Source organism: Pseudomonas monteilii NBRC 103158 = DSM 14164 (assembly GCF_000730605.1).
GTDB lineage: Bacteria > Pseudomonadota > Gammaproteobacteria > Pseudomonadales > Pseudomonadaceae > Aquipseudomonas > Aquipseudomonas monteilii.
On the sequence record NZ_BBIS01000024.1, the window covers coordinates 91,233 to 101,630 of the forward strand.

11 protein-coding genes are annotated in these 10,398 nt (G+C 61.9%); 5 read left to right on the forward strand and 6 right to left on the reverse strand.

Annotation, left to right across the window (positions count from 1 at the left end; all coding sequences use genetic code 11):
* Window positions 1-104 precede the first annotated feature (104 nt).
* Both PM2_RS14040 and PM2_RS14045 read left to right on the forward strand, forming a co-directional pair.
* A complete protein-coding gene (locus tag PM2_RS14040) occupies window positions 105-302 on the forward strand; it encodes a heavy-metal-associated domain-containing protein (protein ID WP_016715420.1) in 198 nt (65 codons plus the stop codon).
* 104 nt (window positions 303-406) lie between these two features.
* Complete coding sequence (locus tag PM2_RS14045; RefSeq protein WP_016715421.1) at window positions 407-1,588, forward strand: multidrug effflux MFS transporter; 1,182 nt, start codon at window positions 407-409, stop codon at window positions 1,586-1,588.
* Here PM2_RS14045 and PM2_RS31550 read toward each other — a convergent pair.
* Window positions 1,539-1,736: a hypothetical protein gene (locus tag PM2_RS31550; protein ID WP_080578136.1), complete on the reverse strand. Its 198-nt coding sequence runs from the start codon at window positions 1,734-1,736 to the stop codon at window positions 1,539-1,541. The genes PM2_RS14045 and PM2_RS31550 overlap by 50 nt on opposite strands.
* 457 nt (window positions 1,737-2,193) lie before the next feature.
* Between PM2_RS31550 and PM2_RS14050 the strand changes: the two genes are divergently transcribed.
* Entirely contained in the window at window positions 2,194-2,907 is a 714-nt protein-coding gene (locus PM2_RS14050; RefSeq protein ID WP_016715422.1) for an ArsR/SmtB family transcription factor, read from the forward strand.
* 19 nt (window positions 2,908-2,926) lie between these two features.
* Here PM2_RS14050 and PM2_RS14055 read toward each other — a convergent pair whose 3' ends face one another.
* The 5 genes from PM2_RS14055 to PM2_RS14075 form a co-directional block, all read right to left on the reverse strand.
* Complete coding sequence (locus PM2_RS14055) at window positions 2,927-3,874, reverse strand: adenosine deaminase (protein ID WP_016715423.1); 948 nt, start codon at window positions 3,872-3,874, stop codon at window positions 2,927-2,929.
* 86 nt (window positions 3,875-3,960) lie between these two features.
* Window positions 3,961-4,647: an SDR family oxidoreductase gene (locus PM2_RS14060; protein ID WP_016715424.1), complete on the reverse strand. Its 687-nt coding sequence runs from the start codon at window positions 4,645-4,647 to the stop codon at window positions 3,961-3,963.
* Between the two features lie 366 nt (window positions 4,648-5,013).
* Window positions 5,014-5,598, reverse strand: coding sequence for an IMPACT family protein (locus PM2_RS14065; protein WP_016484768.1), 585 nt, complete (start codon window positions 5,596-5,598; stop codon window positions 5,014-5,016).
* 9 nt (window positions 5,599-5,607) lie between these two features.
* The gene (locus PM2_RS14070; RefSeq protein WP_016715425.1) at window positions 5,608-6,270 is read right to left on the reverse strand and encodes a TetR/AcrR family transcriptional regulator; all 663 of its coding nucleotides are present in this window, start codon (window positions 6,268-6,270) and stop codon (window positions 5,608-5,610) included.
* A 90-nt stretch (window positions 6,271-6,360) separates the two neighbouring features.
* Window positions 6,361-7,278 carry a LysR family transcriptional regulator gene (locus tag PM2_RS14075; RefSeq protein ID WP_016715426.1) on the reverse strand — a complete coding sequence of 306 codons (918 nt, stop codon included), beginning with the start codon at window positions 7,276-7,278 and terminating at the stop codon, window positions 6,361-6,363.
* 118 nt (window positions 7,279-7,396) lie between these two features.
* Between PM2_RS14075 and aptA the strand changes: the two genes are divergently transcribed.
* Together aptA and PM2_RS14085 are read left to right on the forward strand one after the other, a co-directional pair.
* Window positions 7,397-8,743: an omega-aminotransferase AptA gene (aptA, locus tag PM2_RS14080; protein ID WP_016715427.1), complete on the forward strand. Its 1,347-nt coding sequence runs from the start codon at window positions 7,397-7,399 to the stop codon at window positions 8,741-8,743.
* Window positions 8,744-8,816: 73 nt separating this feature from the next.
* Complete coding sequence (locus PM2_RS14085; protein WP_014861053.1) at window positions 8,817-10,310, forward strand: CoA-acylating methylmalonate-semialdehyde dehydrogenase; 1,494 nt, start codon at window positions 8,817-8,819, stop codon at window positions 10,308-10,310.
* Window positions 10,311-10,398: the final 88 nt, after the last annotated feature.

The following is a 10,398-nucleotide window of genomic DNA, read 5'->3' on the forward strand; positions in this document are numbered from 1 at the left end:
AAAGGCGCAGCTTGGCCGACACGGGCGTAGATTTCCACCCCGGGTGTTGACCTTGCCCCGATGGCAAGCTTGAGACTCGTTGAAAACCTGAAGGAGAGACCCCCATGCAAGTGTTCAATGTACAAGGCATGACCTGTGGCCATTGTGTGAAAGCGGTGACCCGGGCGGTGCAGGAGCAGGATGCTGCGGCCAAAATCGAGGTCGACCTGGCGGCCAGACAGGTGCGGGTGCAGAGTGAGCTGGCACCAGAGCAGATTCTTACCGCCATTCGGGACGAGGGCTATCAGGCCGAGGTGGCGTGATACGTCAGGGTTGCCTGGCGGCCCATGTGTTGCAAATGTTTTCATCCTGAAGGGGTCCACAGCAGGTAGAATCAGCCACTTGCTTAGCCTGCTATGGATTCCTGATGAACCTGCGAATGGTGCTCATCCTGGGCGCACTCAGTGCGTTCGGGCCCTTGGCGATCGACTTTTACCTGCCCGCCTTCCCGGCCATGGCGCAGGCGTTCGCCACCGACGAAAAACACGTCCAGGCCACCTTGGCCGCTTACTTCCTTGGCCTGTCTATCGGCCAGCTGGCTTACGGGCCGGTTGCCGACCGCTTTGGGCGTCGCAAACCGCTGATGTTCGGCGTGACCCTGTTCACCCTGGCGTCACTGGCCTGTGCCTATGCCCCCAACCTCGACACCCTGGTGGTTGCGCGCTTTGTCCAGGCGCTGGGCGGTTGTGCAGGCATGGTGCTGTCGCGGGCCATCGTCAGCGACAAGTGCGACCCGGTGGCCTCGGCCAAGGTGTTCTCGCAACTGATGCTGGTCATGGGCCTGGCGCCAATCCTGGCACCGATGCTGGGCGGGGTGTTGGTGAACCTGGCGGGCTGGCAGTCGATCTTCCTGGCGTTGAGCCTATTCAGCGCCGGTTGCCTGCTGGCAGTCAGCCTGGGCCTGCCGGAAAGCCTGCCTGCGCATATACCGCGACAGCCGCTGTCTGGCGCATTGCGCCAGTATTTGCGTCTGCTCGCTGACCGGGTGTTCCTTGGCCATGCCTTGACGGGTGGTATCGCCATTGCCGGCATGTTTGCCTACATTGCCGGTTCGCCATTCGTGTTCATCAAGCTCTATGGCGTACCGGCCGAACATTACGGCTGGCTATTCGGCACCAATGCTGCCGGCTTCATACTCGTGGCGCAGGTGAATGCCCGATTGCTGGCCAAGCGCGGGCCTGCTTTCCTGCTGGCGCGCGCCGTGTGGCTGTACCTGGTTGCGGGCCTGGTGCTGTTGGGCGTGGCGGCTTTGCGACCCGCGCAGCTGTGGCCGCTGCTGGTGCCGTTGTTCATCTGCATTGCCAGCCTGGGCTGCATCATCCCCAATGCATCGGCGTGTGCCATGAGCGGGCAGGGCGCGCGGGCCGGCAGTGCTTCGGCATTGATGGGGTGCGTGCAGTTCAGCGTTGCTGCGGGTGCCGCTGCGCTGGTCGGGCTACTGCACGATGGCAGCGCGGTACCTATGGCGCTGGTGATCAGCTTGTGCGGGGCATTGGCGGTCAGTGTCGCGCTGCTGACCCGGCGCTTGCAGGCCAAGGCTCCCGCATGAGCGGGTGAGGTGCCTGAAGGCGGGTTTCCAGCGTGGCGACGAAGGCCCGCGCCTCGGCCTCGCTGCGGAAACTGACCACGTGTTGATCGAGCTGGACCTGCCAAGGACAGGCGGGGTTTCGGCTCGATGCACTGACGATAATTTTCATCGCGGCATACCTCCAGAATGGGAAGAGCCGCTCAAGTGTAGCGCTGGCCCTCCTGCCTGCCATGTGTTGCGTCAATGTCCTGACTGACGGTCGAAGGGCGCAATGCCTGCAAACCTGCGAAACCTTCGCTAGCTCGCGCGCTATTTGTGGAAGGTCGCTGTGGGCCGTATCTGAAATTGCTGCAAGTCTTTTTCTATCCAGATATTTCGGGGCCTCTGTCTGTGGGTATCGGCGCTTTGGCTGACCGGCTTGCGGGTCGCTTTCTGGCGCCGCTTCACTGGTTGCCATGGGTAGGCATACCCAGTGGTTTTTCGTCGCCGATGTGTCTGCGCAAGGCCGTCTGAATGCGATTTTCTGCGGCTTATACTGCGAGCCAGGCCAGCGCCAGCGAGAGGTGCTTCCCTGCCAGGGTTGGCCATCGCATCCACTCAGTGAACTTGCAGGGAGTTACAGGGACATGAACGCAGCCAGCAGCATCAGCCAGATTGCCAGCTTGATGGCCGACCCCAAACGCAGTGCCATGTTGTGGGCATTGATCGACGGTACGCCACGGCTAGCCAATGAGCTTGCGATAATGACCGGCCTGACGTCCTCGTCGGCTTGCGCGCACCTTTCGTTGCTGTCATCGGCCGGTTTGCTCCGGCATGAAGCCAGGGGGCGAAAACGCTACTTCCGCCTGGCAACCCCACAGGTCGGGGCGGCGGTCGAGGCCTTGGCCAGCGTACAGCTGGAAAGCACCAGGGGAGAGCAGGCCAAGGCACCGGTATCACCGCTGCCCATGTCGATGCGCCGGGCACGCCGTTGTGGCGATCACCTGGGCGGGGAGTTGGCCAGTGAGCTGTATCACCGCCTGGTGGTGGCCGGCTGGCTGGAAGGCAGCGGAAGGCAGTTGATGGTCAGTGACGAGGGGAGGGCGCAGTTGGCCTCGGTCGGGGTGTACATCGATGCCCTGGCACCCCACGAGCAACGCGGTTGCGTGATTTGCCGCTGCACCGAGTGGAATGACCAGGCCCCGCATCTGGGCGGCGTGCTGGGCCAGGCTTTGTTCAGGCTATTCCTGCAATCTGGCTGGATGCGTGAGGCCGAAGACACGCGGGCGTTGCATATCTCTGCGCTGGGTATCCAGCAGATCAATCGCATCGCCCGCGTGGAGACATTGCAGGTCGGTTGAACGCAACGTCGTCGTTCAATCAGACCAGCCGGGCATCCAGGCTGTTCTGTGCCAGGCGACGGGCCTGGTCTTCGGTCATGCCCAGGTGGGTGTGCAGGGCGTGGAAGTTTTCCGTGACGTAGCCGCCGAAGTAGGCCGGGTCGTCCGAGTTGACCGTCACTTTCACGCCACGCTCGAGCATGTCGAGGATGTTGTGCTGGCTCATGTGGTCGAACACGCACAGTTTGGTGTTGGACAGCGGGCACACCGTGAGCGGGATCTGCTCATCGATGATGCGCTGCATCAGGCGCTCGTCCTCGATGGCGCGCACGCCATGGTCGATACGCTTGATTTGCAGCAGGTCCAGCGCTTCCCAGATGTACTCGGGCGGGCCTTCTTCGCCGGCATGGGCGACGGCAACGAAGCCTTCGCTGCGGGCGCGGTCGAACACACGCTGGAACTTGCTCGGCGGGTGGCCCATTTCCGAGCTGTCCAGGCCAACGGCGATGAATGCATCGCGGAACGGCAGGGCCTGGTCGAGGGTTTTTTGCGCTTCATCTTCGCTCAGGTGGCGCAGGAAGCTGAGGATCAGGCCACTGCTGATGCCCAGTTGCTGACGGCCGTCCTTCAGTGCCTGGTTGATACCGTTTAGCACCACTTCAAAGGGGATGCCACGGTCGGTGTGGGTTTGCGGGTCGAAGAACGGTTCGGTGTGTATCACGTTCTGCGCCTTGCAGCGTTGCAGGTAGGCCCAGGTCAGGTCGTAGAAGTCCTGCTCGGTACGCAGCACATCGGCGCCCTGGTAATACAGGTCGAGGAACTCCTGCAGGTTGTTGAAGGCGTAGGCGCCCCGCAAGGTCTCTACATCGGCCCAGGGCAAGGCGATCTTGTTGCGCTCGGCCAGGGCGAACAGCAACTCGGGCTCCAGCGAGCCTTCCAGGTGCAAGTGCAGCTCGGCCTTGGGCAGGGCGTTCAACCAGTCATACATATAGGGGGGTCTCAATCAGGTACGGTTGCCGCCATTCTACAGGGGCTGGCCGGGCATTGCGCCCGGCCAGGCTGCGACCCGGTGAATCACCAGACCAAGGGTTCGCCCTTGTAGTTGATGAAACGCAGGCCACCCTTGCCGCTTTGCGCCTTGATCTGGTCGAGCATGCCGCGGGTGCTGGTGAGTACGTCGATCTCGGCGTTTTCGCCACCCATGTCGGTTTTTACCCAGCCTGGGTGCATGGCCAGCACGCACAGGTCGGGGCGCTGCTGCTCGACGACAAAGCTGTTGATCATCGAGTTCAACGCCGCCTTGCTGGCCTTGTACAGGCAAATTTCACCGCCGTCGGGGATGGTCACGCTGCCCAGGATCGAGCTCATGAAGGCCAGTACGCCGCTGCCCTCGCGTACCTGGCCGACGAGGCGCCGGGCCACGCGGATCGGTGCGACGGCGTTGGTCATGAACAGGTCGCCGACGTCTTTGTTTTGTACGGTCTCCAGGTCTTGTGGCAGGGGGCCCATGACACCGGCGTTGACGAATACCAGGTCGAACACCTGGCCCTGCAGGCGTTGCTTCAGGCCGTCGAGCTGGGCGGTGTCGTTCATCTCCAACTGCTCGATGAGCACGCCGGGCACGTCCGCCAGGGCGCCGGGCTGCTGTGGGTTGCGGACAGTAGCAGTGATGTTCCAGCCATCTTCGTGCAGGCGTTGCACCAGGCCCAGGCCAAGCCCGCGCGAGGCGCCGATGATGAGGGCAGTTCTTGAATTAGCCATAGGAACATTCCTTTATCGGTGTAGGAAAAAGGAATTGAGCATACGTTACGGAAGGCGTGTGCGCTCACCGGATAAACGGCTAAAAATTGATCAAGGTTGCCAGAGCGCTTGTAGCCGGGCGCTTCGCCTGTTGGCGCACGGGTTATCCACAGGCTGTTCCACAGTTATTGTGTGCAAGCTCTGGTGGGGTGGGTAGGCTTGTCGAGCCCTCCACTGGGGATAACTTTCACGCTTTCAGCGGTTTGCGGCTGTCATCAAGCAGTGATCAAAATATGATCAAAGCTATGCGGGCCTTGAATTTATTGGGCTGCAACCGAGTGCCCCAAGCTTATCCACAGGCCGGCCCACAGTTGCTGTGGGCAATGTTCAGCGGGCTTCGAGCAGGATGCGCCCGCGGCTCAAGTCGGCCAGTTGCTGCTGCAGGGGGGCCAGGTGGGCGTCACCCAGCGCAATTAGCAGGTCCACGCCGTTGGCGGTGAATTGCTCATCCAGGACGAGGCCATCAACCTCTGCCAGACGCAGTTTCACCAGTGCCAGTTCGCTGAAACTGCAGCTGCAAGTGAATTCGCTGCGCTGCACCAGCAGCCGTTTAGGCGCCTGCTGCAGGCATTTGTTGGCGCCACCGCCATAGGCCCTGGCCAGGCCGCCGGTACCCAGTTGTATACCGCCATACCAGCGGATCACCAGCACCACGACCTGGTCGCAGTCTTGTGCTTCGATGGCTGCCAAAATCGGCCGCCCGGCAGTGCCGCCGGGTTCACCGTCATCGCTGCTGCGGTATTGGGCGCCAAGCTTCCAGGCCCAGCAGTTGTGGGTGGCAGCCAGGTCGCTGTGGCGTTCGATGAAACTCATCGCATCCGCAGCACTGCTGATCGGCCCGGCCAGGGTGATGAAGCGGCTTTTGCGGATTTCCTCGCGGTACTCGCAGAGGTCGAGCAGGGTAGAAGGCATAAATGACGTTCAGGCAGCCGGCTTGATGCCGCAGCCCTTCAGAATGATGTGGATAAGGTTGTTGCTCGCGTCTTCCATGTCCTGCTTGGTCAGGCGGCTGCGGCCGGTAACCTGGCAGATCTGGGTGGCGAAGTCGGCGTAGTGCTGGGTGCTGCCCCACAGCAGGAAGATCAAGTGCACCGGGTCGACCGGGTCCATCTTGCCGGCTGCGATCCAGGCCTGGAACACAGCGGCTCGGCCGCGGAACCACTCACGGTAGTCGGCACTGAAATATTCGGTCAGGCAGGTGCCGCCGCTGATCACTTCCATGGCGAAAATCCGCGAAGCTTGCGGGTTGCGCCTGGAAAACTCCATCTTGGTACGGATGTACTGGCTCAGGGCCTCGCCGGGGTCGTCATCGACGCTCAAGGCGTTGAAGGTGCTGTCCCACAACTCGATGATGTTGCTGAGCACGGCAATGTACAGGCCCAGCTTGTTGTTGAAGTAGTAATGCAGGTTGGCCTTGGGCAAGCCCGCCTTGAGGGCGATGGTGTTCATGCTGGTGCCCTTGAAACCATGGCGGGCGAACTCGTCTTCGGCGGCCTGGATAATGGCCTGTTCGTTCTTCTGGCGGATGCGGCCCGCGGGCTTGCCCGAGGCAGAGAGGCGATGCGCAGGGACTTCTAGGGTCATGGACGATTCCGTACGGGTCAGGGGCTGCGGCTGTCGGACAAGATTACCTGCCTGTGCCGAAGTGACAAGCGTTTGCGGCAGAGACTGGCATCAACGTGTCGCAGCCAGGCTGTCGAGAAAGCTTTCCAGCACCAGGTTCGGCCGCCGGCCCTTGCGCGTTACCCAGCTCAGGCTCAGGTCATAGAAGCGCTGTTGAGGCTTGAGGGCACGCAAGCGGCCCTGCTGCACCCAGAAGGTGGCGTAATGATCGGGCAGGTAGCCGATGTAGCGCCCGGTGAGGATAAGGAACGCCATCCCTTCGCGGTCCGAAGCACTGGCCGTGCAGTTCAGCGCCTGGTAGTGCGCCTGGATGTCGGCCGGCAGGCGGAATGTCGGGGTAATGGCTTCCTGGCTGTTCAGGCGTTCGTCGTCGATCTGCTGGTCATCGGCATAGAACAGCGGGTGGCCAACGGCGCAGTAAAGCAGCGAACGTTCGCTGTACAACGGTTGGTACTCAAGGCCCGACAGCGGGCTGGTCTGGGGGACTACGCCCACATGCAGGCTGCCGTCGAGCACACCGTGTTCAACCTGGCTGGGGGCAATCATGCGGATCTGGATGCGCACATCGGGGCCTCGGTCCTTGAGTTCGGCCAGGGCGTGGGTGATGCGCATGTGCGGCAGGGTGACCAAGTTGTCGGTCAGGCCAATGTTCAGCTCGCCACGCAAATGCTGGTGCAGGCCATTGACCTCGGTGCGAAAGCTTTCCAGCGCGCTGAGCAGTTGCAGGGCCGAATGGTAGACCTCACGGCCCTCCTCGGTCAGCGAAAAACCTGCGCGGCCACGTTGGCACAGGCGCAGACCAAGGCGTTGCTCCAGGTCGTTCATCTGCTGGCTGATGGCCGAGCGGCCAATGCCCAGCACGTTTTCGGCGGCCGAGAAGCCGCCGCACTCGACTACGCTGCGGTAGATCTTCAGCAAGCGGATGTCGAAGTCGCTGACCTGGGCGAGTGGATCGGGGCGTCGGCTCATTAGTTTAGTCTTGGCCTGTCTGAAGATTAGAAATGTAGGCTTTTTCAGACTTTATCCGCGTGCCAACTTAGCTGCAACAACATCCATCGTTGCCTAATCGTCTTCCGAGGAACCGCCGATGAACATGCCCGAAACCGCTCCCGCCGGTATCGCCAGCCAGCTCAAGCTGGATGCCCACTGGATGCCCTACACCGCCAACCGTAACTTCCAGCGCGACCCACGGCTGATCGTGGCGGCCGAAGGCAACTACCTGGTCGATGACCAAGGGCGCAAGATTTTCGATGCCTTGTCTGGCCTGTGGACCTGCGGTGCCGGGCACACCCGCAAGGAAATCACCGAGGCAGTGGCCCGCCAGATTGGCACCCTCGATTACTCACCGGCCTTCCAGTTCGGCCACCCGCTGTCGTTCCAGCTCGCCGAGAAGATCACCGCGCTGACCCCGGGAGACCTGAATCACGTCTTCTATACCAACTCTGGTTCCGAGTGCGCCGACACCGCCCTGAAAATGGTGCGTGCCTACTGGCGCCTGAAAGGCCAGGCCACCAAGACCAAGATCATCGGCCGTGCCCGTGGCTACCACGGCGTGAACATTGCCGGTACCAGCCTGGGTGGCGTCAACGGCAACCGCAAGCTGTTCGGTCAGCTGCTGGATGTCGACCACCTGCCTCACACCGTGCTGCCAGTGAACGCCTTCTCCAAGGGCATGCCGGAAGAGGGTGGTATTGCCCTGGCTGACGAAATGCTCAAGCTGATCGAGCTGCACGATGCTTCCAACATCGCCGCGGTGATCGTCGAGCCGCTGGCCGGTTCGGCCGGCGTACTGCCGCCGCCGAAGGGTTACCTGAAGCGCCTGCGTGAAATCTGCACCCAGCACAACATCCTGCTGATCTTCGACGAAGTGATCACCGGCTTCGGCCGCATGGGGGCGATGACCGGCGCTGAAGCCTTCGGCGTGACCCCGGACCTGATGTGCATCGCCAAGCAGGTCACCAACGGCGCCATTCCGATGGGTGCGGTGATTGCCAGCAGCGAGATCTACCAGACCTTCATGAACCAGCCGACCCCGGAGTACGCCGTGGAATTCCCGCACGGCTACACCTATTCGGCCCACCCGGTAGCCTGTGCCGCCGGTATCGCCGCGCTGGACCTGCTGCAGAAGGAAAGCCTGGTGCAGTCCGCCGCCGAGCTGTCGCCGCACTTCGAGAAGCTGCTGCACGGCGTGAAGGGCACCAAGAACATCGTCGATATCCGTAACTACGGCCTGGCCGGCGCCATCCAGATCGCCGCTCGCGACGGTGATGCCATCGTCCGCCCGTACGAAGCGGCGATGAAACTGTGGAAGGCGGGCTTCTACGTGCGCTTCGGTGGCGACACCCTGCAGTTCGGCCCAACCTTCAACACCACGCCGCAGGAACTGGACCGCCTGTTCGACGCAGTCGGCGAAACCCTGAACCTGATCGACTGATCTATCCGATTTTGATGCCCGGCGCGTGAACGCATCACGCGCCTGCTTCTACCTTCTTTATCTGGAGTTTTGCATGAGCATTGTTCAGCACCTGATCCACGGCGAGCTGGTTACCAAGGGTGAGCGCACCGCCGATGTCTTCAACCCGTCCACCGGCCAGGCTGTACGCAAGGTCGAGCTGGCCAGCCGCGCGACCGTGCAGGAAGCGATCGACTCCGCCAAGGCAGCCTTCCCGGCCTGGCGCAACACCCCGCCGGCCAAACGCGCCCAGGTGATGTTCCGCTTCAAGCAACTGCTGGAGCAGAACGAAGCCAAAATCTCGCAGATGATCAGCGAAGAGCACGGCAAGACCCTGGAAGACGCAGCCGGTGAGCTGAAGCGCGGCATCGAGAACGTCGAGTTCGCCTGCGCGGCGCCAGAGGTGCTGAAAGGCGAGTACAGCCGCAACGTCGGCCCGAACATCGACGCCTGGTCTGACTTCCAGCCACTGGGCGTGGTCGCGGGTATTACCCCGTTCAACTTCCCGGCCATGGTGCCGCTGTGGATGTACCCGCTGGCCATCGCCTGCGGTAACGCGTTCATCCTCAAACCTTCCGAGCGTGACCCGAGCTCCACGCTGTTCATTGCCCAACTGCTGCTGGAAGCCGGCCTGCCAAAGGGCATCCTGAACGTGGTGCACGGTGACAAGGAAGCAGTGGATGCGCTGATCGAAGCGCCAGAAGTGAAAGCACTGAGCTTTGTGGGTTCGACCCCGATCGCCGAATACATCTATGCAGAAGGTACCAAGCGCGGCAAGCGTGTACAGGCCCTGGGTGGTGCCAAGAACCACGCGGTGCTGATGCCGGATGCCGACCTGGACAACGCCGTCAGCGCACTGATGGGCGCGGCCTACGGTTCGTGCGGCGAGCGTTGCATGGCCATTTCGGTGGCTGTGTGCGTGGGCGACCAAGTGGCTGATGCGCTGATTGCCAAGCTGGAACCACAGATCAAGGCGCTGAAGATTGGTGCAGGCACCTCGTGCGGTCTGGACATGGGCCCTCTGGTGACTGCGGCTGCACGTGACAAGGTAGTGGGTTACATCGATGACGGTGTTGCTGCCGGCGCCAAGCTGGTGGTGGACGGGCGCGGCTTCCGTGTGGCCGGTAATGAAGATGGTTACTTCGTGGGCGGCACCCTGTTCGACAAGGTGACCCCAGAGATGCGCATCTATAAAGAAGAGATCTTCGGCCCGGTGCTGTGCGTGGTGCGCGTGAACAGCCTGGAGCAGGCCATGCAGCTGATCAACGATCATGAGTATGGCAACGGTACCTGCATCTTCACCCGTGACGGTGAAGCGGCGCGCCTGTTCTGCGACGAGATCGAAGTGGGCATGGTGGGGGTGAACGTACCGCTGCCGGTGCCGGTGGCTTACCACAGCTTTGGTGGCTGGAAGCGTTCGCTGTTCGGTGACCTGCATGCCTATGGCCCGGACGGTGTTCGCTTCTATACCCGTCGCAAGGCAATTACCCAGCGTTGGCCGCAGCGTGCCAGCCATGAGGCATCGCAATTCGCATTCCCTAGCCTTTAAGGCAGGTAACTGAAGCGGGGAGGCCGGCAGGCCTCCCCGCTTTGTTTTTCAGCAATATTAAGGTTTCTTGAAATTAAGGGTTGACGGG

Excerpts from the sequence above, each read along its gene's own strand:
- PM2_RS14070 (WP_016715425.1), bottom strand. The coding sequence starts at position 6,270 with ATGACCCTAGAAGTCCCTGCGCATCGCCTCTCTGCCTCGGGCAAGCCC.
- PM2_RS14045 (WP_016715421.1), top strand. The coding sequence starts at position 407 with ATGAACCTGCGAATGGTGCTCATCCTGGGCGCACTCAGTGCGTTCGGG.
- PM2_RS31550 (WP_080578136.1), bottom strand. The coding sequence starts at position 1,736 with ATGAAAATTATCGTCAGTGCATCGAGCCGAAACCCCGCCTGTCCTTGG.
- PM2_RS14075 (WP_016715426.1), bottom strand. The coding sequence starts at position 7,278 with ATGAGCCGACGCCCCGATCCACTCGCCCAGGTCAGCGACTTCGACATC.
- PM2_RS14085 (WP_014861053.1), top strand. The coding sequence starts at position 8,817 with ATGAGCATTGTTCAGCACCTGATCCACGGCGAGCTGGTTACCAAGGGT.
- PM2_RS14040 (WP_016715420.1), top strand. The coding sequence starts at position 105 with ATGCAAGTGTTCAATGTACAAGGCATGACCTGTGGCCATTGTGTGAAA.
- PM2_RS14055 (WP_016715423.1), bottom strand. The coding sequence starts at position 3,874 with ATGTATGACTGGTTGAACGCCCTGCCCAAGGCCGAGCTGCACTTGCAC.
- PM2_RS14050 (WP_016715422.1), top strand. The coding sequence starts at position 2,194 with ATGAACGCAGCCAGCAGCATCAGCCAGATTGCCAGCTTGATGGCCGAC.
- aptA (WP_016715427.1), top strand. The coding sequence starts at position 7,397 with ATGAACATGCCCGAAACCGCTCCCGCCGGTATCGCCAGCCAGCTCAAG.
- PM2_RS14065 (WP_016484768.1), bottom strand. The coding sequence starts at position 5,598 with ATGCCTTCTACCCTGCTCGACCTCTGCGAGTACCGCGAGGAAATCCGC.
- PM2_RS14060 (WP_016715424.1), bottom strand. The coding sequence starts at position 4,647 with ATGGCTAATTCAAGAACTGCCCTCATCATCGGCGCCTCGCGCGGGCTT.